This is a genomic window from Burkholderia sp. NRF60-BP8 (assembly GCF_001522585.2).
Taxonomy (GTDB): Bacteria; Pseudomonadota; Gammaproteobacteria; order Burkholderiales; family Burkholderiaceae; genus Burkholderia.
The window spans coordinates 2,473,741-2,498,590 of sequence record NZ_CP013372.1 but is presented as its reverse complement, the minus strand read 5'-3'; the positions used below and the strand labels follow the sequence as shown (position 1 = coordinate 2,498,590).

At 68.0% G+C, this 24,850-nt stretch carries 23 protein-coding genes and 1 pseudogene; 16 read left to right on the top strand and 8 right to left on the bottom strand.

What is annotated here, in order from left to right; genetic code table 11:
• Positions 1-25: 25 nt before the first annotated feature.
• Positions 26-1,315: a DUF6765 family protein gene (locus WS54_RS11555; RefSeq protein WP_236872719.1), complete on the top strand. Its 1,290-nt coding sequence runs from the start codon at positions 26-28 to the stop codon at positions 1,313-1,315.
• Between the two features lie 127 nt (positions 1,316-1,442).
• Positions 1,443-2,852, top strand: a complete 1,410-nt coding sequence (locus WS54_RS11550; RefSeq protein ID WP_236872718.1) for a hypothetical protein — start codon at positions 1,443-1,445, stop codon at positions 2,850-2,852.
• Here the strand turns inward: WS54_RS11550 and WS54_RS11545 are convergent.
• From WS54_RS11545 to WS54_RS11520, 6 genes are all read right to left on the bottom strand, one after another.
• Positions 2,815-3,750: a helix-turn-helix transcriptional regulator gene (locus WS54_RS11545; RefSeq protein WP_179950154.1), complete on the bottom strand. Its 936-nt coding sequence runs from the start codon at positions 3,748-3,750 to the stop codon at positions 2,815-2,817. The two genes, WS54_RS11550 and WS54_RS11545, sit on opposite strands and share 38 nt — an antisense overlap.
• 263 nt (positions 3,751-4,013) lie before the next feature.
• Positions 4,014-4,865, bottom strand: coding sequence for an alpha/beta fold hydrolase (locus WS54_RS11540; protein WP_059780038.1), 852 nt, complete (start codon positions 4,863-4,865; stop codon positions 4,014-4,016).
• A 462-nt stretch (positions 4,866-5,327) separates the two neighbouring features.
• The gene (locus WS54_RS11535; protein ID WP_034206313.1) at positions 5,328-5,657 is read right to left on the bottom strand and encodes a DUF3579 domain-containing protein; all 330 of its coding nucleotides are present in this window, start codon (positions 5,655-5,657) and stop codon (positions 5,328-5,330) included.
• 26 nt (positions 5,658-5,683) lie between these two features.
• Positions 5,684-7,045 (bottom strand): sigma-54-dependent transcriptional regulator, encoded by a 1,362-nt coding sequence (locus WS54_RS11530; RefSeq protein WP_034206063.1) that lies wholly within the window; start codon positions 7,043-7,045, stop codon positions 5,684-5,686.
• Positions 7,035-8,921, bottom strand: coding sequence for a sensor histidine kinase (locus WS54_RS11525; protein WP_059780037.1), 1,887 nt, complete (start codon positions 8,919-8,921; stop codon positions 7,035-7,037). Before WS54_RS11525 ends, WS54_RS11530 begins: the two co-directional genes overlap by 11 nt.
• Before the next feature lie 119 nt (positions 8,922-9,040).
• The gene (locus WS54_RS11520; RefSeq protein ID WP_034206065.1) at positions 9,041-10,405 is read right to left on the bottom strand and encodes a 2-hydroxycarboxylate transporter family protein; all 1,365 of its coding nucleotides are present in this window, start codon (positions 10,403-10,405) and stop codon (positions 9,041-9,043) included.
• Between the two features lie 493 nt (positions 10,406-10,898).
• On the opposite strand from WS54_RS11520, the gene WS54_RS11510 reads away from it, so the two are divergent.
• The 11 genes and pseudogenes from WS54_RS11510 to WS54_RS11460 all read left to right on the top strand — a co-directional run.
• Complete coding sequence (locus WS54_RS11510; RefSeq protein WP_059780036.1) at positions 10,899-11,741, top strand: MetQ/NlpA family ABC transporter substrate-binding protein; 843 nt, start codon at positions 10,899-10,901, stop codon at positions 11,739-11,741.
• An 11-nt stretch (positions 11,742-11,752) separates the two neighbouring features.
• Entirely contained in the window at positions 11,753-13,165 is a 1,413-nt protein-coding gene (locus tag WS54_RS11505) for an LLM class flavin-dependent oxidoreductase (RefSeq protein WP_034206067.1), read from the top strand.
• 18 nt (positions 13,166-13,183) lie between these two features.
• Positions 13,184-14,362: a methionine ABC transporter ATP-binding protein gene (locus tag WS54_RS11500; protein ID WP_059780035.1), complete on the top strand. Its 1,179-nt coding sequence runs from the start codon at positions 13,184-13,186 to the stop codon at positions 14,360-14,362.
• Positions 14,355-15,011 carry a methionine ABC transporter permease gene (locus tag WS54_RS11495; RefSeq protein WP_034206069.1) on the top strand — a complete coding sequence of 219 codons (657 nt, stop codon included), beginning with the start codon at positions 14,355-14,357 and terminating at the stop codon, positions 15,009-15,011. Before WS54_RS11500 ends, WS54_RS11495 begins: the two co-directional genes overlap by 8 nt.
• 53 nt (positions 15,012-15,064) lie before the next feature.
• Entirely contained in the window at positions 15,065-15,907 is an 843-nt protein-coding gene (locus WS54_RS11490) for a hypothetical protein (RefSeq protein ID WP_034206070.1), read from the top strand.
• Complete coding sequence (locus WS54_RS11485) at positions 15,904-17,115, top strand: acyl-CoA dehydrogenase family protein (RefSeq protein WP_059780034.1); 1,212 nt, start codon at positions 15,904-15,906, stop codon at positions 17,113-17,115. Before WS54_RS11490 ends, WS54_RS11485 begins: the two co-directional genes overlap by 4 nt.
• 155 nt (positions 17,116-17,270) lie before the next feature.
• Positions 17,271-18,479, top strand: a complete 1,209-nt coding sequence (gene zigA, locus WS54_RS11480; protein WP_179949014.1) for a zinc metallochaperone GTPase ZigA — start codon at positions 17,271-17,273, stop codon at positions 18,477-18,479.
• 60 nt (positions 18,480-18,539) lie between these two features.
• A complete protein-coding gene (gene folE2 / locus WS54_RS11475; protein WP_179955197.1) occupies positions 18,540-19,460 on the top strand; it encodes a GTP cyclohydrolase FolE2 in 921 nt (306 codons plus the stop codon).
• The gene (locus WS54_RS11470; RefSeq protein ID WP_059780032.1) at positions 19,454-20,035 is read left to right on the top strand and encodes a 6-pyruvoyl trahydropterin synthase family protein; all 582 of its coding nucleotides are present in this window, start codon (positions 19,454-19,456) and stop codon (positions 20,033-20,035) included. Before folE2 ends, WS54_RS11470 begins: the two co-directional genes overlap by 7 nt.
• Positions 20,032-20,592 carry a gamma carbonic anhydrase family protein gene (locus WS54_RS11465; protein WP_034206075.1) on the top strand — a complete coding sequence of 187 codons (561 nt, stop codon included), beginning with the start codon at positions 20,032-20,034 and terminating at the stop codon, positions 20,590-20,592. Before WS54_RS11470 ends, WS54_RS11465 begins: the two co-directional genes overlap by 4 nt.
• Before the next feature lie 45 nt (positions 20,593-20,637).
• Positions 20,638-20,802: pseudogene (locus tag WS54_RS11460) on the top strand (dihydroorotase); the annotation flags it as partial.
• On the opposite strand, the gene WS54_RS11455 reads toward WS54_RS11460, so the two are convergent.
• Entirely contained in the window at positions 20,799-21,263 is a 465-nt protein-coding gene (locus tag WS54_RS11455) for an Lrp/AsnC family transcriptional regulator (RefSeq protein ID WP_059780030.1), read from the bottom strand. The pseudogene WS54_RS11460 and the gene WS54_RS11455 overlap by 4 nt on opposite strands.
• 166 nt (positions 21,264-21,429) lie before the next feature.
• Here WS54_RS11455 and WS54_RS11450 point away from each other — a divergent pair, with 166 nt between their 5' ends.
• Entirely contained in the window at positions 21,430-22,056 is a 627-nt protein-coding gene (locus tag WS54_RS11450; protein WP_034206077.1) for a LysE family translocator, read from the top strand.
• A gap of 31 nt (positions 22,057-22,087) precedes the next feature.
• Here the strand turns inward: WS54_RS11450 and WS54_RS11445 are convergent, their stop codons facing one another.
• Positions 22,088-22,936: a helix-turn-helix domain-containing protein gene (locus WS54_RS11445; protein ID WP_059780029.1), complete on the bottom strand. Its 849-nt coding sequence runs from the start codon at positions 22,934-22,936 to the stop codon at positions 22,088-22,090.
• Positions 22,937-23,135: 199 nt separating this feature from the next.
• Here WS54_RS11445 and WS54_RS11440 point away from each other — a divergent pair, with 199 nt between their 5' ends.
• Together WS54_RS11440 and WS54_RS11435 are read left to right on the top strand one after the other, a co-directional pair.
• Positions 23,136-24,089 carry a DUF2167 domain-containing protein gene (locus WS54_RS11440; RefSeq protein WP_059780028.1) on the top strand — a complete coding sequence of 318 codons (954 nt, stop codon included), beginning with the start codon at positions 23,136-23,138 and terminating at the stop codon, positions 24,087-24,089.
• Positions 24,086-24,811: a site-2 protease family protein gene (locus tag WS54_RS11435; protein WP_034206080.1), complete on the top strand. Its 726-nt coding sequence runs from the start codon at positions 24,086-24,088 to the stop codon at positions 24,809-24,811. Before WS54_RS11440 ends, WS54_RS11435 begins: the two co-directional genes overlap by 4 nt.
• The last annotated feature ends 39 nt before the right edge of the window (positions 24,812-24,850 follow it).

Here is a 24,850-nt window from a genome sequence, read left to right as displayed (position 1 = left end):
GCTGGTTTGCGCGATGGCATTCGCGATGCCGCTGACGTGTGCCGGTTTCGAGGCCGACGTGCACTTCGGCCTCACGCTGTGGCTCGCCCGGCAGGCCGGCTTCGCGCCGCGCGACGCCGAGGCCATTGCGCTCGCGGATCAACGCATCGACGCAGGATCGATCGAGTACATGACGTCGCCGTTGCAGTACGCGTGCTTGTCGCGCTTTGTCCCCGATGCCGTCGATGCGCAGGCTCGGCACTATCCGGGCGCGCGCAGCGTGCCGGCCGATGCGCGGGCAAGCGTAGTCGTGCCCGGCGGGCCGGCTGCGCTGGCGCCTGTCGACGCGGCGCTCGGCAAGGCCGGCGGCGGCAAGGCCGCGTTCATGCTCGGCGAATTCGGCCGCGCGCTCCATGGCTGGCAGGATTCGTGGGCGCATCGCGGGGTGCCGTCCGTTCCGGACTGGAGCCGCGACGGCATTGCGTGCGATGCCGGCCTGGCGATGGCGGCGCCGCTCGATCGACGCACGCCGTCGAGCCACGCGGCGGATCTGACCTGGCGTCGGCCCGCCGATACGGAGGCGATGGCGCAGGCGACCTATCTTCAGATGATCAGGTATCCGAACATAGAGGGAGCGGCGCGGAAGGCGACACCGTGGGATCAGGTCCGGCAACGGTTTCCCGGCTTCGTCGCCGCGCGAACGAAGCGCGCGAAGTCGGACTGGTTCGTCGCGAACGGCATCGCGGATACGTCGTTTCTCGACGGTATCAGCCTGCCCGACGGGCCTGCGTGGAAGGCAGTCCGATGGCACGGGCGGCGCGACCTGCCCGTGCCGCTGCCGTCGGCGACGCAGGCCGGCGTCGACAAGGACGTCGTCGATTTCTACACGCGCTTTTTCGTCGACTGGGTCACGACGTCGCCGGTCGACAAGCGCTGGCTGCCTGCGATTTCGGCCGAGCGCGGGAAGAAGCCCGACGATGCACTGGTCAACGCGCTCGTCGAATGGAGACTGAGGGATCACGGCGCTCATCTGGCCGTCGAAGGGCTGCCGCATTCGACGACGCATTCGCCCACGCCTGCGCACGATCGCGCCTCGTTCGAGGTGTTCAGGTCACTGAACGACGCCGTACTGCCGCTGATCGTCGAAGGCGAGAAACCGTCCCCCGTCCTGCCTTTCCTCGTGTTTGCGCTACCGCGCTCGAGCGCCGGCAACCCGCGCGCCGTTGCACTCGTCAAATTGCTCGACGCGCCGTACGACACCGTGGGGATCGTGTCGGAGAAGCGCAATGGGGCCGGCTGGAAGGTGACGGGGTGGGTCTCGTCCGCCGACTACTGATCGGGAAGAGGTCGAGATGCGTGACGATATCGTGCATCGAACGGCGCGCGCGAGCGGTCACTTCGAAGGCTTGGCATTGCGCAAAAGAGGATGGCCGCCCACGGGGCTCGCGTGGATCGTGCTCTGCATGCCGACCGGCGCGAGCGCCCACGCGTGGAATATCCCGTACTACCTCCCGGTGCCGTTGTGGCTGTATGCCTATGCCGCAACGGGCACGCTGATGGCGTCCTTCATGATCCTGGCGTTTGCGTCGGGCACGCGCATGCCCGAGCCGGGAAGGCGATCCGGAACGTGGACGAAGGCGGTGAGAATTCCGATTTTCCTTGTGAACGCAGGGCAACTCGCGAGTGCGGCATTCGTCGCGATCCTGATCGTTGCCGGCCTCGCGGGAACCGCGAATCCGTTCCTGAACCTGGCGATGTCGGGCTTCTGGATCTGGTTCTATCTGGGCGCTTTGTATGTCAGCGCAATACTGGGCGACGTTTATGCGTTCACCAATCCGTTTGCGCTGCTGTTGCGAATCGCCGCGCGCTGTTTCCCCATCCTGGAATGCGGGCGCTATCGTTATCCGCAACATCTTGCCTCGTGGCCCGCGTTGGGCGGCTACATCGCGCTCATCGCGCTGGAACTGTTCGGTGCGGGGCGCCCCCGAGACGTCGGTCTGTTCCTCGTCGCGTATGTCGCCTATGCGCTGATCGGCGCGTTCTGCTTCGGGCGCGAGCGCTGGCTCGCCCACGGCGATACGTTCGGCGTGCTGTGCCGGCTATGCGCGAAGTTGTCGCCGCTGAAATGGCGGTGGCCAGCGCACCGTCACGTGATCGTGGAATCGAGGAACCCGATTGCGGACATGTCGCGCGACGGGCCGGCGGGTACCAGCGTCGTCGCCTTGCTGTCGTTCATGCTGTCGTCGACGGCCTACGACGGCTTGCGCGATACGGCTACGTGGCACGCGTTCTTCTGGCGCAGCATCTATCCGCACGTCGTCGGTCTGTTTCCGTCGCTGGGCCGTGACTACGCTTTTTCAGCGGAAATCCTGCTGACATGGCAATGGCTGGCGTTCGCGATCATCGGCATCGCGTACTACCTGGTATTCCGCGGCTGCTGCACGTTGGGCGCGATCGGTTCGCGGTCGTCGTCGGGCGGGGCGTCGTTCTCGCGGCAGTTTTGTCTGCTACTGCTGCCGATCGCGTTCTTCTACAACGTCTGCCATTACTTCACGCTGTTCTGGGATCAGGGGCGGCAGATCGTCCGGCTCGCATCCGATCCGCTCGGACTCGGGTGGAATCTATTGCCGGTGGCGGCCGTGGCCGATCAGGTGTCGGCGGCCCAGGCGCTCATCGACGTCGGATACGTCTGGCATGCGCAGGTGCTCCTGATTCTCGCCGGGCACATCGTGAGCGTGATGCTCACGCATGCGATTGCCGTCCGGAGCGGCAATCCGGTCGGAAGGGCGACCGTCGGCCAGTTGCCGTTGCTGGTGCTGACGATCGCATTGACGATCAGCGGCCTGTGGATTCTTTCGCTTCCGCTGGCATAGCGGTCGCGGCACGCGGCTTGAGCGCGGATGGCGACACGCCCCACCGCTTGCGGAATGTCGCCGAAAAGTGGCTGGCCGACGAGAAGCCGCAGTCGAGCGCGGCTTCCGTCACGTCGCATGCGCCGCGCTCGATCAGGCGGCGGGCGGCTTGAAGGCGGCTCTCGATGATGTACTGGTGCGGCGTCAGTCCGTGGGCTTTTCTGAAACTCCGGATGAACGAATAGAGATCGCCCGGGTAGCCGACGGCCTCGGCCACCATCATCAGCGTCAGCGGGCCGCGGAAATGATCCCTGATGTACTCGCCGGCCTTGCGCATCATGCCCGCATGCGCATATTGCTTCGCCTGCGGCCGCGACTCCAGGTGCAACATGCGATGCAGCGCGGCGGACCCGAGCGCTTCCGCATAGGTCGGACCTTGCGGCATCCCCGCGACGGCGTCTTCATGGAGGCTGCGGACGATCTGCGCGAGGAGGTCGTCGATCACGTCCATCCGGAGCGCGCCCGACGCAAACCAGCCGTCGCTTTGCAGCCCCGTCCGCGACAGCCATGACGGTTCGAAGTGGACGCTGATCCACTCGATTTCATCGGACCATCGGCCGGAAAACGAGAAGCCGGGCGGAACATAGGCCAGCGGCCCGCGAACGCGGGCGGGCGCCCACCGGCCGGTGTTCGTGCGCAGCTCGAGCGTCGTCGGCGCCTGCAGGTACATGCCCAGGATCGGGCCGGTCGTCTCCAGATCGACGATTTCCGTGGCGCTGGCGATGTAGTGCTCGATCGAGACCGCGGCGAACGACGGCGCGACGGGCTGCCTTCTCCACTTGTGCGGCGGATGCCAACTGACGCGGCTTCCGTTCGGCCCAATCGCGCAGACGTCCCTCATGGCTGGCCGGCTGATCACGCGTTCTCCTTTCGTCTGATCTGGCGAGCGGTTCCCGAAATGCGATTCGATGCCGCGATGGCATCGCGCAAGCGAACCCACTGTAGGCCGCGATGCTTACTCGATTCTTACCTGGCACGCGTGTGTGCGCCGGGGCCGCATTGGTGGCATGACGCCGAGGGGTGCGAAACGATTCGATGCGGGCGGCGCACGTCGTTTCGGTTCGGTCGCGGGTAGTGCGACGACAGCGGGAAAGACGGGCGGCGCGCCGGCCGCCCGCGACGTTACGCGGCGACGAACTCGTGCACGTAACGGTTGAACACGGCGGGGCTTGCCGCGTTCATTCCGTGCGATGCGCCGGCGACGGTCTGCCGTCGTGCATTGCCGATCCACTGCGACAGCGTGTCGACGTTGTGGCGGAACATCTTCGGGCTGCGCTGGCCGTCGATCAGCAGCGTGCGGCAGGCGATATCGCCTGCGGTTTCGGCCGAATACGCGGGCAGCGGATCGCGCAGTTGCTTCGGCAGCGTGCTCGCGTTGTCGATCGCCATCGTGCGAAAGCGCGACGTGCTCTTCTTCCATGCACCGGGCAGGCTCACGGAATCGACGAACATCTCGAGGCCGGCTTCGACGTCGCCTTGCTCGATCAGGTTCACGGCTTTCGTGCGCAGCGCGATCGCGGCGGCGGGCAATGCGGCTTCGCGCACGCCCGGCTGTTGCAGCGGGCCGCCCGGATCGGCGAGCGTCAGCGACTCGACGAGGTGCGGATGCTGGCGCGCGACGTTGAACGCGACGCTGCCGCCGCGCGAATGACCGACCAGATGCACGGGGCCGAGATCGAGCGCGTCGATGAATTCGGCGAGCTCGTCGACGTGGTTCTGCCAGCTGAACTCGTCCTGGATGCCCGCTTCGACGGCCGGCCAGTAGTGGCTCAGGCTCGGCGCGATGCAGCGGTAGTGTGCCGACAGCGATGCGAGCTGCGGATCCCAGTAACGGTAGTCGCACAGCGAGCCGTGCACGAACACCATCGGCGCGCCGCTGCCCCGCTCGACATACGGCAGGCTGATGCCTGACGACAGCGTCGCAAATTGCAGGTCGGGGTTCGCGAGCACGGACGGCTCGATTCGCATGTTCATGACTGAAAGACTCAAAGGTGCGTCAACACGACGCAACTATGCATCACGGCGAGCTGCAAGGAAAACGCATAATTTTCATCGTGACGATCAATTTTTTTGATGGTTCGGCCGGAAACCCTTGTCGGATAGGGTGCTGCGATCACAGGTGCGCTGATCTTCAGCCTGTCCCTATATACATACGGCTGGAGCAGCCGTCTATCGACGGCGAACTGCTTAACGTCACGGCACCGTGAAGCGACATGGGATGTCGGGCGAGTGGGGCATGTGCAGGGAGCCCTAACGTGGCCGAGTGATCTCACATGGCCACGTTAGGGCGTATCGAACCCGCGCATTCGTGACTTGGTGGCTCGGACACTGCAAATTTATGACGAAAGGATTGGCTCGAGCATGCTTCAGTTGTACTCAAACGCGTTCGAAGCGCTTTTCGCCGCAGAGGGTAGGCCGCCAAATGCGGCCTGCGTATCACCGCACTGCGAGCACGGGCGCAGTCCGAACCTCGACCGGCAAATCATTGTCCGCCGCAAACCGCATCGCGAACTCGAACGCATCGGCGCACACGTCGCGCAACTCGTCGGACACGAACAGGCATTTGACGCCGCCGTCGACGACCGGCATCGCGAGCCGCGACAGCGCGCACGGATAGCCGGGCCGCCGTTCGCCGACGAACAGCGTGATGACGCCCGCGAGCCGCTCGGGCCAGTCGCTCGGGCGAAAGGTTTTCCGCGCGCGCGTGACGCCGCGAATCAGATGACCGTGGAGACGGCCGCGTTCGTTGATGTCGATGCGATCCATGCTGTCGTGCGTGTCCTCGATTCGCGTCATTCGCCGCCGTCGGCCGCGGCGTCGCCGCGCGCGGGAATCCGCAGGTGGCGCAGCTTGTGATAGAGCGTTTTCTTCGGCATGCCGAGCGCCTCGCTCGCGTCCGCGACGTTGCCGCCGTGACGCCGCAGCATGTCCTCGATCAGCATCCGCTCGAAATACGCGAGCTGTTCCGCGAGCGTGCCGCCGGCCGTCGGCGCGCCGCCGGACGACAGCAGGCTGTCGCCGGTCAGCCCGAGCACGAAGCGGTCGGCCACGTTCTGCAGTTCGCGCACGTTGCCGGGCCACGCATGCGTCATCAGTTCGGACACCTGCGCGGCGGTGACGACCGGCGCCGGCTGCCCGAAGCGCCGCGCGGCCGCGAGCACGAAATGCTCGAACAGCAGCGGCACGTCCTCGCGCCGCTCGCGCAGCGGCGGCAGCTCGATCTGCGCGACGTTGAGGCGATACAGCAGATCCGCACGAAAGCGCCCGTCGGCCGCGAGTTCGGCCAGATCGGCCTTCGACGCGGCGATCACGCGGCAGTCGACCGGAATCAGTTCGTTCGCGCCGAGCCGCTCGATCACGCGCTCCTGCAGCACGCGCAGCATCTTGATCTGCAGCGCAATCGGCATCGTCTCGATTTCGTCGAGGAACAGCGTGCCGCCATCCGCCCATTCGATCTTGCCGATGCGTTTCTTGATCGCGCCGGTGAACGCGCCGGCTTCATGGCCGAACAGCTCGCTCTCGAACACCTGCTCGGGCAGACCGCCGCAGTTCAGCGCGACGAAATGCGCATCGCGCCGGCCGCCGAAGTCGTGCAGGCTGCGCGCGATCAGCTCCTTGCCGGTGCCTGTCTCGCCGGTGATCAGCACCGACACCGACGTATCCGCGAGGCGCAGGATCTTCTTGCGCACGTCGGCCATCGCGGGCGACTTGCCGAGCACGAACGCCTCGATGCCCTGCCAGTTGTTCAGCGCCGCGCGCAGCCCCTGCACCTCGAGCGTGAGCCGGCGCTTCTCGACCGCGCGCGCGACGCGGCCGGCGATCACGTCCGACGAAAACGGCTTCTCGATGAAGTCGTACGCGCCGACCTGCATCGCGCCGACGGCCGTCGAGATGTCCGCGTGGCCGCTGATCAGCACGACAGGGATCTGCGCATCGACGGCCATCACGCGGTCGAGCAACTGCAGCCCGTCGATGCCCGGCATCCGCACGTCCGACACGATCACCACCGGCGCGCCGGGCGCGACGTGCGCGAGCGCGTCGGCGGCCGACGGGAACGCGTCGACCGGGAACCCGGCGAGCGCGACGGCCTGCTCGACGCCGATCCGGACGTTTTCATCGTCCTCGACGACCAGCACCCGAATCTCATCTTCCATGCTCTGTCCTTTGTTGCGGCGTCGCCGCCGCGAATTCGATGGTGAACTGCGCGCCGCCTTCGTCGCGGTTCGTCGCGGCGATCCTCGCGCCGAACGCCTCGACGATGCGCGACGTGATCGCGAGGCCGAGCCCGAGGCCCTGGCCGCGCGGCTTGGTCGTGACGAACGGCTCGAACAGGTGCGGCAGCACGTCGGGCGCGATGCCGGCGCCGCTGTCGGCTACCGTGAAGCGCACGCGGCCGGCATCGTCCGCTTCGGCTGCCTCGATGACGATGCGGCGCACCGGCGCGTCGTGCACCGCGTCGAGCGCATTGCCGAGCAGGTTCACGATCACCTGCTGCAACTGGCTCGATTCGGCCGATACCACCGTGCCGGGCGCGATGTTCACGTCGAGCCGCACGCCTTCGTCGCGAATGCGCGCTTCGTAGATGAGCCGCGCATGCGCGACGGCCTCGTTCAGCGACACCGCGACGCGCTCGACGTCGGGCTTGCGCGCGAAGGTCTTCAGCTCGCCGGTGAGCACGGCCATGCCGTCGACCAGCTTGCCGATCCGTTCGAGATTCGCGAGCGCCGGCGCCGGCTGGCCGCGCTCGAAGAACGTGCGCGCGTTGTCGCACAGCGTGCGGATCGCGACGAGCGGCTGGTTCAGCTCGTGCGTGAGGCCGGCGGCCATCTGCCCGAGCACCGCGAGCTTGCCCGCGTGCACGACTTCCTGCTGCGATGCGCGCAGGCGCTGTTCGGTGCGTTCGCGCTCGTCGATCTCGCGCTGCATCCGCTCGTTCGCGGCCGTCAGCGCGGCCGTGCGCTGCGCGACCGTCAGTTCGAGCCGGTCGTTCGCGCGGCGCAGCGCGTCCTGCGCGCTCAGCCGCGCGATGATCGCCCGGCGGCGCTGGATCGCATAGCCGACCAGCAGCGCGACGATCAGGAACGCGCCGGTGACGAACACGAACGCGGTCTGCTGCTGGCGTCGCGCGCCCGCGATGTCGAGCAGCACCATCAGCGAATCGCCGGCCTGCGGCGCGGGGCGCGACATCACGAGATAGCGCGCGGTGCGGCCGGCGTGGTGCGGATCGGGGAAGGTGCCGAACCAGGCGGCCGAGCTGCGGTCGCCGATGCGGCGATAGGGTAGCGCGTCGACGGTGCGGCCCGCGTACTGGCGCGACGCCTGGATGTCGCGCTGCTGCTGCGCGGTGATCGGGCGCAGCGCGGTGAATTTCCACGAGGGCTCGGTCGAGATCACGACCACGCCGTTGCCGTCGACCACCAGCGCGGCGACGCCCGGCGCGCGCCACGCCGATTCGAGCGGGTCGACGCTGATCTTCACGGCGGCCACGCCGATCGGCGCGCCGTCGCTGCGCACCGCGCTCGCGAAGTAGACGCCCGGCACGCCGGTGTTGGTGCCGATGCCGAAGAAGCGGCCGCTGCCGCGCGCGAGCGCGTCCTTGAAGTACGGCCGGTACGACACGTTGGTGCCGACGAAACTGATCGTCTCGTTCCAGTTGCTGGCGGCGATCACGTCGCCTTGCAGATCGATCACGTCGACCGCGCCGCTGCCCGCGTCGCGATTCACGGCTTCGAGGTAGGTGTTCACCGCATGCATGAGTTCGGGCGCATCGTTCGGCGCGGCCTTCAGCATCGCCCGCACGCCGTCCTGCCGCGCGACCAGGCCGGGCAGGATCTCGAAGCGGCCGAGCTCGCTTTTCAGGCTCGACGCGTACAGGTCGAGCCGGTGCGCGCCGGCCTCCTCGAGCGCGTCGATCGCACGTTCCCACGCGAAATCGACGGCCGCGCCGGCCACGCCGACATACAGCACCGCGGCCGATGCCCAGCCCCACCACGGGATTCCCTTGAAGCTCTTCTGCACGTTCGCCCTCATCGAAGCCCGCTATCGGCGTGAACCGGCCCTGGCCGCGCTGAACGACGCGCGCCGCGCGCCGGCAGGGCCGGCGGCGGCGCGTGCGAGGCAGCCGGCGCGACGATGCGCGCGGCCGCGCATTATCCGAAGTGCGCGACCAGGATCAGCGTCACCGTGACGACGATCGCGCCGCCGATGCGGGTGGCGATCTGCGCGAACGGCATCAGCTGCATCCGGTTCGCGGCGGTCAGGATCGCGACGTCGCCGGTGCCGCCTTGCCCGCTGTGGCAGGCGTTCACGATTGCGGTGTCGATAGGGTACATCTTCAACAGGCGGCCGACCACGAAACCGGTGCCCATCAGCGTCGCGACGGTCGACACGATCGTGACCACGTTGACGATCGTGAAGGCGGCGGTCAGCTTGTCCCACGGCGTCATCGCGACGCCGATCGCGAACAGCAGCGGATACGTGACGGCGGTCGAGAAGAACTTGTAGACGACGAACGCGCCTTCCTGCAGCGGCGGCGACACCGCACGCGCGAGCTTCACCAGCACCGCGAGGAACAGCATCGCGACCGGCGCGGGCAGGCCGAACAGCTTGTGCGCCATCAGGCCGACCAGGTACAGCGTGATCGCCGTGATGCCGGCGCCGGCGATGTGCGTGACGTCGACGTGGCCGCGGATCTCCTCGCTTTCCGGCGTCATGTCGCCGCTTTCTCCGACTTGCAGGCGACCGTTGCCGGTCAGGTGCGGCAGGCGCTTGCCGACCATGTCGAGCGCGCCCGACAGGATGATCGCGGTCAGGCTGCCGAGCATCACCGACGGCAGCACCATCGCGAACATCTCGCCTTGCGGCAGGTGCATCAGTTCCGAATAGCCGATCGACAGCGGAATCGCGCCTTCGCCGACGCCGCCCGCCATGATCGGCACGACGATGTACAGCAGCGTGTGGCGTGCGCCGAGGCCGAGCGCGGTGCCGACCGCCGTGCCGACGATCGCGGCCGCGATGGAGCCGACCGCGAGCGGGACGAAGATCTTCACGAAGCCCTGGATCAGCACGCGCCGGTCCATGCTCAAGATGCTGCCGACGATGATCGACGCGATGAACAGGTACAGGAAGTTGGTCGACTTCGTGAATTCGACCGTCAGGTTCAGCACCGGCTTCGGCAGCACGTGGTAATAGGTGAGCGCCGACGGCACGAAGGTCGCGAAGATCGCGGCCGCGCCGATGTTGCGCAGCAGCGGCAGGCGCTTGCCCAGTTCCGCGCAGGTGAATCCGAAGAACGCGAGGACGGCGATCGCCATCGAGATTTCGCCGGGCACCTTGCCCGTCACCGCGAAGCCGACGATCAGCCCGAACAGGATCACGTAGACCGGCAGCGGGATGATGCCGATGCGGATTTCCATCAGCTTCCACCAGCCTTCCGGCCAGAAACGTTCGCGCGTGGCGGGACCGGTGGCGGCAATCGGCTCCGGCTGGGACGGGGTTTGGATAGAGGTCTGCAAGACGTGTCTCCTGATGTTTGGAATGCCTGCATTCGCTTCGCGGCATCGTGTGCCGTCTGTTATGCAACCCCCGTGCCAGCATCGCGGCTTGCCGGAATATTTTCAATGCATTGATTCATAAGGGATTTGTTTCGTCTGCGGAAAGGGTTTCCACGCCGGCTGGCCGAGATTTCGGAATCGGCGCGGCGGGCAGGCCGAGATTTCGGCCTGGCGGCGGCCCGGGCAGCCGGCCGTTGCTCCGCTGCGGCGCGCGCGGGCGATCGGCGCGGCATGGGCGGCATTCGGTCTGCCGGGCGGCGCAGCGCGCCCGACGGCCGCCATATCGCCGCGCGCGATTTTCTTCGCACAATCGCTTCGTAGACCGCCCTGCCGCCGCTCTCTATCATCGGCTGATCCTTTTCCGATGCAACGACGACTGTCCGGAGAGCGCCCGTGCGTTCGCCGCGGCGTCGCTCATCCGTCGATACCGTCCTTGGACAGGAGAGTGGTTTCCATGCTGCATCCCGTTTTTTCCGCCCGCTTTTCCGCCGGCCGCGTGGCCCGCCTGCTGACGGCCGCGCTGCTCGCGGCGTGGCTCGGCCTCGTGCTGCCGAACGGCGCGCGCGCCGACACCGCGCCGCTGAAGGTCGGCATCTCGACCAGCCCGCAGATCGAGGCGCTGAAGATCGCCGCGAAGGAGGCGAAGGCGCAGGGCCTCGACGTGAAGATCGTCGAATTCACCGACTGGAATACGCCGAACGCGGCGCTCGCGAACAAGGACATCGACGTCAACTACTTCCAGCACATCCCGTTTCTCGAGAACGCGAAGAAGCAGGGCGGCTACGATTTCATCGCGATCGCGCCCGGCACGATCATGAAGATCGGCCTCTATTCGAAGAAGGTGAAAAGCTTCGCCGAGCTGAAGGACGGCGCGCGCGTCGCGATCGCGAACGACCCGGTCAACGGCGGGCGCGGGCTGTTGCTGCTGCAGCGCGCGGGGCTGATCACGCTGAAGCCGGGCGCCGACTACCGTGCGACAACGCACGACATCGTCGCCAATCCGAAGCACCTGAAGATCATTCCGCTCGAAGCGTCGCAGCTCGCGCGCTCGCTCGACGACGTCGACCTCGCGCAGGGCTACCCGAGCTTCATCAAGCTCGCGGGCACGACCGACCCGAACGGCGCGCTGCTGTTCGACGGCACCGAGAACAAGAACTTCGCGATCCAGTGGGTCGTGCGGCCCGAGAGCGCGAACGATCCGCGCATCCGCAAGTTCATCGCGATCTACCAGCACTCGCCGGCCGTGCGTAAAGCGCTCGACAACGCGTTCGGCTCGTTGTACGCGATCGCATGGTGACGGGGGGCGACATGACGACGGCGAACCGCAAGAAGATTCTGCTCAACGCGTTCAACATGAACTGCGTCGGGCACATCAACCACGGGCTGTGGACGCATCCGCGCGACCGCTCCGCGCACTACACCGATCTCGAGTACTGGGCCGATCTCGCGAAGACGCTCGAACGCGGCAAATTCGACGGGATCTTTCTCGCGGACATCGTCGGCGTGTACGACGTGTTCGGCGGCAGCCCGGACGTCGCACTGCGCGAATCGGTGCAGGTGCCCGTCAACGATCCGCTGCTGCTCGTGCCGGCGATGGCGCAGGTCACGCGGCATCTCGGCTTCGGCGTGACCGCGAACCTGACCTACGAGCCGCCGTACCTGTTCGCGCGCCGCATGTCGACGCTCGATCATCTGACGAAAGGGCGCGTGGGCTGGAACATCGTCACCGGCTACCTCGACAGCGCCGCGCGCGGGATGGGCCTCGCGCAGCAGATCGGCCACGACGACCGCTACGAGCGCGCCGACGATTACATGGACGTCGTCTACAAGTTGTGGGAACGGAGTTGGGACGACGATGCGGTGATCCGCGACGCGCAGGCGCGTGTGTTCGCGCAGCCGGGCAAGGTGCGGCGCGTGAAGCACGACGGCCCGTTCTATTCGATCGATGCGATTCATCTGAGCGAACCGTCGCTGCAGCGCACGCCGGTGCTGTACCAGGCCGGCTCGTCCGCGCGCGGCGTCGAGTTCGCGGGCCGCCACGCGGAATGCGTGTTCGTGAACGGACAGAGCAAGGCCGCGGCGCGCGCGGCGGCGCTCGACATCCGCGCGGCCGCCGCGCGGCAGGGGCGCGACCCGGCGTCGATCAGGATTTTCGCCGGGGTGAGCGTCGTGACCGCCGAGACCGAGCGGCTCGCGCGCGAGAAATTCGACGAGTACCGGCGCTACGCGAGCCCGGAAGCCGGCCTCGCGCACTTCGCGAGCTCGACCGGCATCGACTTCGCGAAATACGGTCTCGACGAGCCGATCTCGTACGTGAAGACCGATTCGATCCAGTCGGCGGTCGACGCGATCTCGCGCAAGAGCACGACCGGCACGTGGACGGTGCGCCGGATGCTCGAGCAGATGTCGCTCGGCGGCCGTTATGCGCCGATCGTCGGTTCGCCGTCGCAGGTCGCGGACGAGCTGCAGTCGTGGATCGACGAGACGGGCATCGACGGCTTCAACCTGACGCGCACCGTGATGCCGGAATCGTTCGAGGATTTCGTCGATTGGGTCGTGCCCGAGTTGCAGAACCGCGGCGTCTACAAGGAAGACTACGATCCCGCGCCGACGCTGCGCGAGAAGCTGTTCGGCGCAGGCCCGCGGCTGCCCGCGTGGCACACCGGCGCGCAGCACCGGCCGACGGCCGTATCCGAATCCGCGCATCCCGCGCATGCCTGAACGTGACGGAGCGAAGCGATGACGCAATTGTTCGATACGCTGGGTTTCATCGAGGCATCGGCCGTGCGCGCCGGCGCCGCTGCGACGGCGCATGAGGAAACGGCCGCGCCGGCCGATGGCGCGGCCGTGTCGCTGGAGCAGGTCGGCAAGGTGTTCGCGACGCCGCGCGGCCACGCCGCCGCGCTGCGCGACGTGACGCTCGACGTGCGGCGCGGCGAGGTGTTCGGGATCATCGGCCGCAGCGGGGCCGGCAAGTCGACGCTGCTGCGGCTCGTGAACGGCCTCGAACGGCCGAGCTCGGGCCGCGTGCGCGTGCAGGGCGTCGACGTCGGCACGCTCGACGAGGACGGCCTCGTCGCGTTGCGGCGCCGCACCGGCATGGTGTTCCAGCATTTCAACCTGCTGTCCGCGAAGACGGTGTTCGAGAACGTCGCGCTGCCGCTGAAGATTGCCGGCGTACCGAAGGCGGAGCGCGTGCGCAAGGTCGAGGCGCTGCTCGATCTCGTCGGGCTCGCCGCGAAGCGCGATGCGTATCCGGCGAGCCTGTCGGGCGGACAGAAGCAGCGTGTCGGCATTGCGCGGGCGCTCGTGCACGATCCCGAGGTGCTGCTGTGCGACGAGGCGACGTCGGCGCTCGATCCGGAGACCACGCAATCGATCCTCGCGCTGCTCGCGGACATCAATCGCCGCCTCGGGCTGACGATCGTGCTGATCACGCACGAGATGGAGGTGATCCGCGCGGTGTGCGACACCGTGGCGGTGATCGAACAGGGCGAGGTCGTCGAAACGGGGCCGGTGTGGCGCGTGTTCGGCGATCCGCGCCACGGTGCGACGCGCGCGCTGCTGAGCACGCTCGGGTACGACCTGCCGGCCGAGCTGGCCGCGCGCGTGCGGCCGCTGCCCGAGCCGGCCGCGCTGCCCGACGGCGCGCAGATCGTGCTCGACGTCCGCTATACGGGCGAGAGCGGCGGCGAGCCGGACGTCGGCGCGCTCGCGGCGGCGCTCGGCGGCTCCGTGCGGTTCCTGCACGGCGGCATCGAAAGCATCCGCGGGCATGCGCAGGGACGACTCGTGATCGCCGCGACGCCGCGTGCGGACGACGCCGGCCCGTCGGCGGCGCGCGGCGGTGCGGTCGCCGCGCTGCTCGAACGCGCGCGCCGCCATGCGAATCGCGCGGAGGTGCTCGGCTATGTTTGAGCTCTGGTGGCCCGAACTGCTCGACGCGATCCGCGACACGCTGTCGATGGTCGCCGCGTCGGCCGCGATCGCCGCGCTGGTCGGCATCCCGCTCGCGGTGATTCTCGTGACCACCGCGCCCGGCGGCATCTACGCGCGGCGCGGCGTGAACGCGGTGCTCGGCGCGCTCGTCAACGTGTTCCGCTCGACGCCGTTCATCATCCTGCTGGTCGCGCTGCTGCCGTTCACGCGCGTGCTGATCGGCACGACGATCGGTGTCTGGGCGGCCGTCGTGCCGCTGTCGATCGCCGCGATCCCGTTCTTCGCGCGGATCGCCGAAGTGAGCCTGCGCGAAGTCGATCGCGGGCTGATCGAGGCCGCGCTCGCGATGGGCGCGAAGCGTCGCCACATCGTGTGGCACGTGCTGCTGCCCGAAGCGCTGCCCGGCATGCTCGGCGGCTTCACGATCACCGTCGTCGCGCTGATCGGCTCGACCGCGATGGCGGGCGCCGTCGGCGCGGGCGGCCTCGGCGATCTCGCGATCCGCTACGGCTATCAACGTTTCGACACCACCGTCATGGCGACCGTGATCGTGATCCTGATCGCGCTCGTCTCGGCCGTGCAAATCACGGGCGACCGCCTGGTCCGACGCGTGACCCGGCGTACCTGAGCGACGCCACGAGCGTCCGCTCGCTTCCTTCATGATCCTGAGAGAGAAAAACGATGACCTTGCCCCTCGGCGCGCCGCGCGAATGGAACGGACAATTCGAGGAAGCGCTGTTTCTCGACGTGGCGCGACGCCATCGTCCGGACTTCCCCGACAAATTGGCGACGCCGCCGCGCGAGCCGCGCAACGACGACGAGCTGGCCGCCGTCGCCGACTACTACACGAAGATGGCGTCGCACGACCTGTTCATCGTGCAGGTCGTCGCGAAGGCGATCGACACGCTGTTCCGCGACGATCCGCATTTCCAGCTGATCCTGTCGCGCCAGCTCGGCGACGACGGCGCGCATGCGGCGATCGGCCGCGAGCGCGTGACCGCACTCACCGGGCGCGATCCGTTGCCGGAAGTCGACCGGCTCGTCGCCGCGCACTGGGCGCGCATCGGCGACATCGCGGTGCGCGACGTCGCGGGGTTTCTCGCGTTCGAATGGCATTACGAGCTGCACATCCTCGCGAAGCTGTGGATTCAGCGCAAGACCGGCCGCATCGGCGACAGCGCGATGCGCGAGCACGGCGAGAACCGGATTCGCCCGGACGAGGAGTGGCATCGCGTGCAGATCGTCCAGTGGTGGTTCGACACGTTACAGGCGCTGCCGGCCGCCGAGCGCGACGCGCTGATCGATCGCGTGATCGCGGCCGACGAGGAAACCCAGGCGCGGCTCGACGGCTACCTGCACGACGAGTACGCGCACACCGCGCTGGTGTTCGGCGCGGATATCGCGGAATATCGTGCGATCTACGACGACTGGCGGCGCGAGATCCTGTCGCGGCTGACCGGCCGCCGGCTCGGCGCGCTCGTACCGCTGTCGGGCGAAACCGCTGAACAGGAAGCCGTCGCATGAACGATCCACGCCGTCCGGCGACCCTCGCGCCGGATACCGATACGCCGGCCGTCGACCGCGCTGCGCTCGCGCGCGCGATCGACGCACTGCGCGCGAGCGCCGCCGAGCGCGACCGCGCGGGCGGTCATGCGGCACAGGAGAAGCAGTGGCTCGCCGATGCGGGCCTGCTGACGCTCGCGGTGCCGCGCGCATTCGGCGGTCAGGAAGCGGCGTGGCCCGCGATCTACGACATCATTCGGCAGGTCGCGCGGGTCGACAGCGCGCTCGCGCATCTCGTCGGGTTCCAGTGCCTGCAAGTGGTGAGCGTCGACGTGTGGGGCAGCGCCGCGCAGCGCGAGCGCTACCTGCGCGGCACGGTCGACGAGCGCTGGTGGTGGGGCAACGCGGTCAATCCGCTCGACACGCGGCTCGTGGCCACGGCGACGCCCGACGGCGGCTACCGGCTCGACGGCGTGAAGGGCTTCTGCTCCGGCACGCGCGGCTCGCAGCGGATGACGGTGTCCGCGCACGATCCGACCACCGGCCGGACCGTGTTCGGCGTGGTGCCGACCGATCGGGTGGGGATCGCGGTCAACGAGGATTGGGACCCGATCGGCCAGCGCCAGACCGACAGCGGCAGCGTGCGCTTCGCCGGCGTGGCGCTCGCGGCGGACGAGGTGCTGCATCGTTCCGAGACGCCGCCAACGCCGCGCGCGACGCTGCGCACGCTCGTGTCGCAGCTCGTGCTGACGAACCTGTTCGTCGGCCTGGCGGAAGGCGCGCTGGACGAGGCGCGCGACTACGTGCGGCAGCATGGCCGCCCGTGGATTCACTCGAACGTCGAGCGGGCCGAAGACGATCCGTACACGCTCCAGCGCTTCGGCGACATGCGCGTGCGCGCGATTGCCGCGGCCGCGCTGGCCGATCGCGCGGCCGACGCGTTGCAGCACGCGTGGGCGCGGCAGGATGCGCTGACGGCCGACGAACGCGCCGAAGTCGCGCTCGCGGTATCGGAAGCGAAGATCGTCGCGCAGCGCGCGGCGCTCGACAACGGCGAGGCGCTGTTCGATGCGTGCGGCGCGCGCGCGACGGCCGCATCGCTCGGCCTCGACCGCTTCTGGCGGAATGCGCGCACGCATACGCTGCACGATCCGCTCGACTATCGGCTGCGCGACGTGGGCCGGTTCGCGCTCACCGCGGAATTGCCGCCCGCGTCGCTCTATACGTGATACGCAGCGCGGCGGCACCGGCACGGCGCCGTGTGCTGCTGCTTTCGCTGTTGCCGCATCGACGAGCCGGCCTGCTGGACGTCCGAAATGATATGTTATATCGTAGCGATACAATATATCATTTCATCCCCAACGTCCCGTTCCGGAATTGCCCGATGAGTCCCGCCCTTCACCCGTCCACGCGGCTTCCCGTGACCGTCCTGTCCGGCTTTCTCGGCGCCGGCAAGACGACGCTGCTCAACCACATCCTCAACAATCGCGAGGGCCGTCGCGTCGCGGTGATCGTCAACGACATGTCCGAGGTCAACATCGACGCCGCGCTCGTGCGCGACGGCGGCGCGGGGCTGTCGCGCACCGACGAGAAGCTGGTCGAGATGAGCAACGGTTGCATCTGCTGCACGCTGCGCGAGGATCTGCTGATCGAGGTCGACCGGCTCGCGCGCGAAGGGCGCTTCGATCAACTCGTGATCGAATCGACCGGCATCTCGGAGCCGCTGCCGGTGGCCGAGACGTTCACGTTCGAAGGCGAGGACGGCCGCAGTCTCGGCGAAGTCGCGCGGCTCGACACGATGGTGACGGTGGTCGACGCGTTCAATTTCCTGCGCGACTACGCGTCGCGCGACAGCCTGCAATCGCGCGGCGAGTCGATGGGCGACGAGGACGCGCGCACGGTCGTCGATCTGCTGATCGACCAGATCGAGTTCTGCGACGTGCTCGTGATCAACAAGATCGACCTGATCGACGACAGCGCGCGCGAGCGGCTGGTCGCACTGCTGCGCGGGCTGAACCCGCGAGCGCGGATCGAGATCGCCGAATTCGGCAAGGTGCCGCTCGAACGTGTGCTCGACACGGGCCTGTTCGACTTCGACGCGGCGTCGCGCGCGCCGGGCTGGCTGCAGGAGCTGCGTGGCACGCACACGCCGGAGACCGACGAATACGGCATTCGCAGCTTCGTCTATCGCGCGCGGCGGCCGTTCCATCCGCAGCGCTTCCTCGATCTCGTCGAAAGCGAATGGCCGGGCGTCGTCCGCTCGAAGGGGTTCTTCTGGCTGGCCACGCATCCGACCGTCGCCGGTTCGTGGTCGCAGGCGGGCGCGGTCGCGCGGCACGGGCCCGCCGGCCACTGGTGGGCGGCGGTGCCGCCCGAGCGCTGGCCGCAGGATCCGGAAGCCGTCGCGCAGATCCGCGCGCGCTGGGACGAGCACGTCGGCGACGCACGGCAGGAACTCGTGCTGATCGGCATGGACATGGACGAGCCGGCGCTGCGCGCGCGCTTCGACGCGTGTCTGCTGACCGACGCCGAGATGGCGACCGGCCCCGAACACTGGACCACGTGGGACAACCCGTTTCGCGACTGGCCCTGACCTGAACGCGCGCTGCCTGCATCGATCCGGATGGAGAAGGCGCTCCACCGGATTCCAGACATGAATGCAGCGCTTCCCGATATTTCCCTGACCGATGCCGCGCCGGGCCCTGGCCCGCTCGAATGGGTCGGCATGCAGGGCATCGATCTGCCCGTCGTCGTGGCGGAGCCCGGCTGCCGGCGCGACGTGCATGCGCGTGCCGACGTCCAGGTCGATCTGCCTGCGCCGCGGGTGAAAGGCATCCACATGTCGCGGCTGTACGGGCTGCTCGACGGGCTGGCCGACGGCGAAGCGCTGTCGCCGGCAGGCTTGCAGCGCCTGCTGCGCGCGATGATCGACAGCCACCGCGACTGCGATACGCGCAGCGCGCGCGTGCGGCTGCGCTTCGACCTGCTGGCCCGTCGCGCCGCGCTCGTGACCGACGGGCTGGCCGGCTGGAAGGCTTATCCGGTGCAGATCGACGCGACGCTGGCCGGGGAGGCGTTCGCGCTGCGTGCGCAGGCGACGATCGTCTATTCGTCGACGTGCCCGTGCTCGGCCGCGTTGTCGCGGCACTGGGTCGAACAGGCGTTTCTGACGGCGTTCGGCCGCGACGATCGCGTGGAGCCGGCGGCGGTCGCCGCGTGGCTGAAACGGCATGCGACGGCCGCCACGCCGCACAGCCAGCGCAGCGAAGCCGTCGTCGGCGTGGCGCTGCCGGCCGATGGCGCGACACTGGGGCTGATCGACCTCGTCGATCGCGTCGAGCGTGCGCTAGGCACACCGGTGCAGACGGCCGTCAAGCGTGCGGACGAGCAGGCGTTCGCGGTGCTGAACGGCGAGAACCTGATGTTCGTCGAGGATGCCGCGCGCCGCGTGCAGGCCGCGCTGGCGGATCGCCATGCGAGCCCGCGCGTGCACGTGCGCCATCTCGAAAGCCTGCATCCGCACGATGCAGTGGCGTGGGCCGCACCGGTACGCGAAGGGAGCGACGCATGCTGATCCGCAAGCTGTTCCGGTTCGAGAACGCACACGTCGTACGCGGCTGCAGCACGCGACGCTGCTCGCATTCGATCCATGGCCACTCGTACCGTGTCGAGTTGCTGCTCGAAGCGCATGCGCTGGATCACGGGCAGATGATCTACGACTTCGGGCTGCTCAAGGGCGACGTGCGCGAACTGATCGACGCGTTCGACCATGCGGTGACGCTGTGGTCGGACGACGATCCGCGCTACGTCGAAAGCATGTGCCGGCATTCGGAGCGCTGGGTGCGGCTGCCGGTGTCGCCGAGCGCCGAGCAGTTCTCGCGCGTGCTGTTCCGGCTCGTCGATGCCGCGTTGTCGGGCACGCCGATGTCGAACGGCGAAGCCGACGTGCGACTGTATTCGGTGATCGTTCACGAAACCGAGACCGGCTACGCGCAGTGCTTCCGCGACGATGCATTCAACCCGCGCATGGGCCGCATCGACCTCGACGCGATCGTGTTCGCGCCCGCGATCGTCGCGCAGTGGCGCGATCCGGGTCTGTTCGAGCGGCTCAAGCGCGGTCAGGTTCTTTCCCGGCAGGAATCCTCATGATCCGAAAAAACCCGCGCGGCGACCTGCCGCAGATTCATCCGAACGCGTTCGTCGACCCGACCGCCATCCTGTGCGGGCGCGTGATCGTCGAGGAGAACGTGTTCATCGGCCCGTACGCGGTGATCCGCGCCGACGAGACGGATGCGGACGGCCAGATCGCGCCGATCGTGATCGGTGCGCATTCGAACATCCAGGACGGCGTCGTGATCCATTCGAAATCGGGCGCGAGCGTGACGATCGGCCGGCACACGTCGATCGCGCATCGCGCGATCGTCCACGGGCCGTGCACGGTCGGCGACGGCGTGTTCGTCGGATTCAACAGCGTGCTGTTCAATTGCACGATCGACGACGGCTGCGTGGTGCGCTACAACGCGGTCGTCGACGGCTGCCGCCTGCCGCCGGGCTTCTACGTGCGCTCGACCGAACGCATCGGGCCGGAAACCGACCTCGCCGCGTTGCCGCAAGTGACGCCCGACGCGAGCGATTTCTCCGAGGACGTCGCGCGGACGAACAATGCGCTGGTGCGCGGCTACAAGCACATCCAGAACGAGTTCTGATTGCCGGTGCGCGAGCGGCATCGTCGGGACGCGCTGTGGCAGACCGTCCGCGACGAATGGATCGCGAGCGTGAGCGGCTGGACGCCGTACGACGGATGCGCGGTCACGGGCTGGCCCGTGCATACGGTCGTGCGCGGGCGGGTCGTCGTGCGTGACGGCGAGTTGAACGGCCGGCCGGCCGGGATGGCCGTGACGTTCCTCGACACCTAGATCGGCAGCCGCACCGTCTGCTTGATGCGCTTCAGCGGGATCTCGGTTTCGACGTTGCGTACGCCTTCGATCTGCGTGAGCGTTTCCATCTGAAAGCGCTGATAGTCGTCGAGATCCTTCGCGATCACGCGCAGCAGATAGTCGTAGCTGCCGGCCATCAGATGGCATTCGAGCACCTCGGGCGCCCGTTCCATCTCGCGCGCGAAGCGTTCGACCGTCGTCTTGTCCTGGCGCTCCAGCGTCACGCGCACGAATGCCGTGAAGCGCAGCTCGACGGCCGCCGGGTTCAGCAGCGCGACGTAGGCGTCGATCACGCCCTGTTCCTCGAGCAGGTGAACACGGCGCAGGCACGGCGTGGGCGACAGGCCGGCCTGCTGCGCGATGTCGGCGTTCGTCTGGTTCGAATTCTGCTGCAATGCACGCAAAATGCGTCGATCGATCGCGTCCAGTTTGATTGGCATTTTTGGCTACCCGCAATATGAGTATTGGAGAATAACTCCAAATTCATGGCCGAAAATAGCCGACTTTGCATCCAATCTCCAACGGAAGTTGCCGATAATCCGACGACTGCCCGAACCCGCGCGCGCGATCCCCGCCCGCCGCGGCGCCACTTTCAGGAGCTTCCCGATGCCGCACGTCGCCTGGTTGCCGTTCATGGCCACCTCCCTTCTGATCATTCTGACGCCGGGCCAGGACATGGTGCTCGTGATGTCGCGCACGCTGTCCGGCGGCACGCGCGCGGGCCTCGTGACCGCCGCGGGCGTCAGCGTCGGGCTGCTCGTCCATACGATGCTCGCGACGCTCGGGCTGGGTGCGCTGCTTCAGGCATCCGAATGGCTGTTCACCGCGCTGAAGGTGATCGGCGCGCTGTACCTGTTGTACCTCGGCATCACGCTGCTGCGTTCGTCGGGCGAATTGACGCTCGCGGGCAACGGCAATGCGCCGGCATCGCGGCTCCGGACGTTCGCGCAAGGCGCGCTGTCCAACGTGTCGAATCCGAAGGTCGCGCTTTTCTATCTGGCGTTCCTGCCGCAATTCGTTCCGGCGGGCGCCCCGCATCCGATGCTGTCGCTGTTCGTGCTCGGCGCGACGTTCGCCGGGCTGACGTTTCTCGTCAAGGGGCCGGTCGCGTTGTTCGCCGGCCTGCTGTCGGCGTCGATCCGCCGCAACCCGCGCATCCTGACGCGCATGCATCGCGTCAGCGGCGTCGTCTTGCTGGCGCTGGGCGTGAAGCTGGCGCTCGAGCGTCGCTGATCGGGGCACGATGCCGGCGCGCCGGCCGGCGTTACGCCGCCGGCAACGCGTCCGCCAGTGCCCGCATCGCATCCACCGTGTCCGGATTCGCCGGAAAGAACGCCTCGATCGCCAGTTCCGACAGCGTCACGTCGACCGGCGTGCCGAACACCGTCGTCGTACTGAAGAACGCCAGCTCGCCGCTTGCCGTGCGTAGCCGCAGCGGCACGGCGATCTCCGCGAAATCGGTGCGCGCGGGCGCGTCGTCGGGCTGGCCGGCCGGCGCCGGATACGCGGCGAGTTCGTCGCGCAGCGTATGCAGGGTGCGGTCGCCGCTCGCATCGATCTGTCGCTGCAACCGATGCAGGATGTGCGCGCGCCATTCGTGCCAGTTGACGATCTGCGACGCGAGACCGTCCGGATGCAGGCTCAACCGCAGCACGTTGACGGGCGGCTGCAGCAGCGCCGGATCGGCCTGCGCGACCAGCGCGCCGAGCATCCGGTTCGCCGCGAGCAGCGTCCAGTGGCGGTCCACCGCAAGCGCCGGGTACGGCTCGTGCCCACGCAGCACGGCCTCGACCGCATGACGCGCCGCATCCAGTTCCGGGTCCGAAAACGGCCGTTCGCGAAACAGCGGCGCAAAGCCGGCCGCGACGAGCAGCGCATTGCGCTCGCGCAGCGGCACGTCGAGGCGTTCGGCGAGATGCAGCACCATCTCGCGGCTCGGCTGCGCGCGGCCCGATTCGACGAAGCTCAGGTGGCGCGCGGATACGTCCGCGTCGAGCGCGAGCGCCATCTGGCTCAGGCGACGGCGTTGCCGCCACGTGCGCAGCAGCGGACCGATGCCGGACGCGCGGCCGGCGGACGGGGAGGGCGAATGGAGGGCGGCGGTCGGGTTCATGGCGCAGATGATAGGCAATCCCGCGCCGCTTTGGCATTACCTGCGAGGTAAGCGCCGCGCCACGCCCACCCCGGCGCGCACGGCCGCTGCGTTACCATAGCCGCCGTGCCACCTGAGAGGCGGCGCCGGACCCGCGACGACAACGCATGGGCCGGCCGCCGCGCACATCGACAACAAGGCATTCCAGGGGAATCCAACAATGAAAAAACTCGCCGTCCGGCTCGCCTGCGTGGCGACGCTCGCACTCGCCGCGACCAGCGGCCACGCGCAGACCGAAGCTGCGCAGGTGGAAATGAGGGCCGCCGCCGCGGCCGCCAACGAAGCGGTCGTGAAGGGGCCGACCGACATCGACGTGAAACACGAAGCCGTGCTGAAGCTGAAGGCCGGCGAATCGTTCGTGCCGGCCGCCGAGGCCGGCCGCTACCTGCGTTCGATGGGCAACGCGATCGACGAATCGAAGCTGGTCGGCCTCGTGCTGCCCGACGATCCCGACGCCGACTGGATCTCGGTCGTGTCGTTCGAGCCGAGCGGCTACATCCGCGACGACGACGCGAAGGACTGGAAGCCCGACGAACTGCTGAAAAGCCTGCAGGCCGGCACCGAGGCGAACAACCCGGCGCGCAAGGAGCGTGGCCTGCCCGAAACCGAGGTGGTCGGCTGGGCGAAGGCGCCCGCATACGACGCGGCCACGCACCGGCTCGTGTGGTCGGCGATCATCCGCGACAAGGGCGCGGCGCCGAATGCCGGCAACGACGGCGTGAACTATCGGACGCTCGTGCTCGGCCGCGACGGCTACCTGTCGCTGACGATGGCGTCGACGCTCGCCGACCTGCCGAAGTACAAGGCGTCGGCCGACGCGTTGCTGGCGAACATCAGCTTCAACGACGGCAAGCGCTATGCCGATTTCAACCAGTCGACGGACCACGTCGCCGAGTACGGGCTCGCGGCGCTGATCGTCGGCGTCGGCGCGAAAAAGCTCGGGCTGCTCGCGCTGATCGGCGCGTTCGCGGCGAAGTTCTTCAAGATCGGCGCGGTCGCGCTGCTGGCCGGCGGCGCGGCGCTCAAGCGCTTCTTCGGGCGCAAGCCGAAGGCGGTCGCGGTGCCGGCCGTCGCCGACGCATCCGACGCAGCCGCCACGGAGCGCAAGGAATGACCAAGCTGTTGCTGCTGATCTTCGGCGGCCTGAAGCTCGGCAAGGTGCTCGTATCGGCCGGCACGATGCTCGCGTCGATCGCGGTCTATGCGCTGTTCTACGGCTGGCGCTTCGCGGCCGGTTTCGTCGCATTGCTGCTGGTGCACGAAGCCGGCCATTACGTCGCCGCGCAGCGGCGCGGGCTCGACGTCGGGTTGCCGACCTTCATCCCGTTCGTCGGCGCGTGGATCCAGTTGAAGGAAATGCCGCACGACGCGGAAACGGAGGCATACGTCGGCCTCGCCGGGCCGTTCGTCGGCACGCTCGGCGCGCTGGCCTGCTATGCGGCCGCGCGCCACTACGACAGCAACCTGCTGCTCGCGCTGTCGTACACGGGTTTCTTCCTGAATCTCTTCAACATGATTCCGCTGTCGCCGTTCGACGGCGGGCGGATCACCGCGGTGCTGTCGCCGCGCATCTGGTTCGCGGGCGTGCCGGTGCTGATCGCGCTGTTCGTGTATCGGCCGAGCCCGCTGCTGATCGTGATGGCGATCCTCGCGCTGCCGCAACTGAAGCGCGCGTGGCGCTACGATCCCGACGCGCCGGAGAACCGCGTGTACTACGCGACGTCGATCGAGACGAAGACGACCTACGCACTCTGCTACGTCGGCCTGCTCGCGTTCCTCGCGCTGATGACGTCCGGCGTGCACGACATGCTGCGCGTCGTGCATGCGTCGACCTGACGTCGATTCGATGCAAAAAAACGGCGGCCGCTGCTACGC

Excerpts from the sequence above, each read along its gene's own strand:
- WS54_RS11530 (WP_034206063.1), bottom strand. The coding sequence starts at position 7,045 with ATGGAAGATGAGATTCGGGTGCTGGTCGTCGAGGACGATGAAAACGTC.
- WS54_RS11490 (WP_034206070.1), top strand. The coding sequence starts at position 15,065 with ATGACCTTGCCCCTCGGCGCGCCGCGCGAATGGAACGGACAATTCGAG.
- WS54_RS11440 (WP_059780028.1), top strand. The coding sequence starts at position 23,136 with ATGAAAAAACTCGCCGTCCGGCTCGCCTGCGTGGCGACGCTCGCACTC.
- zigA (WP_179949014.1), top strand. The coding sequence starts at position 17,271 with ATGAGTCCCGCCCTTCACCCGTCCACGCGGCTTCCCGTGACCGTCCTG.
- WS54_RS11495 (WP_034206069.1), top strand. The coding sequence starts at position 14,355 with ATGTTTGAGCTCTGGTGGCCCGAACTGCTCGACGCGATCCGCGACACG.
- WS54_RS11465 (WP_034206075.1), top strand. The coding sequence starts at position 20,032 with ATGATCCGAAAAAACCCGCGCGGCGACCTGCCGCAGATTCATCCGAAC.
- WS54_RS11525 (WP_059780037.1), bottom strand. The coding sequence starts at position 8,921 with ATGAGGGCGAACGTGCAGAAGAGCTTCAAGGGAATCCCGTGGTGGGGC.
- WS54_RS11450 (WP_034206077.1), top strand. The coding sequence starts at position 21,430 with ATGCCGCACGTCGCCTGGTTGCCGTTCATGGCCACCTCCCTTCTGATC.
- folE2 (WP_179955197.1), top strand. The coding sequence starts at position 18,540 with ATGAATGCAGCGCTTCCCGATATTTCCCTGACCGATGCCGCGCCGGGC.
- WS54_RS11445 (WP_059780029.1), bottom strand. The coding sequence starts at position 22,936 with ATGAACCCGACCGCCGCCCTCCATTCGCCCTCCCCGTCCGCCGGCCGC.
- WS54_RS11510 (WP_059780036.1), top strand. The coding sequence starts at position 10,899 with ATGCTGCATCCCGTTTTTTCCGCCCGCTTTTCCGCCGGCCGCGTGGCC.
- WS54_RS11540 (WP_059780038.1), bottom strand. The coding sequence starts at position 4,865 with ATGAACATGCGAATCGAGCCGTCCGTGCTCGCGAACCCCGACCTGCAA.
- WS54_RS11470 (WP_059780032.1), top strand. The coding sequence starts at position 19,454 with ATGCTGATCCGCAAGCTGTTCCGGTTCGAGAACGCACACGTCGTACGC.
- WS54_RS11455 (WP_059780030.1), bottom strand. The coding sequence starts at position 21,263 with ATGCCAATCAAACTGGACGCGATCGATCGACGCATTTTGCGTGCATTG.
- WS54_RS11535 (WP_034206313.1), bottom strand. The coding sequence starts at position 5,657 with ATGGATCGCATCGACATCAACGAACGCGGCCGTCTCCACGGTCATCTG.
- WS54_RS11550 (WP_236872718.1), top strand. The coding sequence starts at position 1,443 with ATGCCGACCGGCGCGAGCGCCCACGCGTGGAATATCCCGTACTACCTC.
- WS54_RS11485 (WP_059780034.1), top strand. The coding sequence starts at position 15,904 with ATGAACGATCCACGCCGTCCGGCGACCCTCGCGCCGGATACCGATACG.
- WS54_RS11555 (WP_236872719.1), top strand. The coding sequence starts at position 26 with ATGCCGCTGACGTGTGCCGGTTTCGAGGCCGACGTGCACTTCGGCCTC.
- WS54_RS11505 (WP_034206067.1), top strand. The coding sequence starts at position 11,753 with ATGACGACGGCGAACCGCAAGAAGATTCTGCTCAACGCGTTCAACATG.
- WS54_RS11500 (WP_059780035.1), top strand. The coding sequence starts at position 13,184 with ATGACGCAATTGTTCGATACGCTGGGTTTCATCGAGGCATCGGCCGTG.
- WS54_RS11435 (WP_034206080.1), top strand. The coding sequence starts at position 24,086 with ATGACCAAGCTGTTGCTGCTGATCTTCGGCGGCCTGAAGCTCGGCAAG.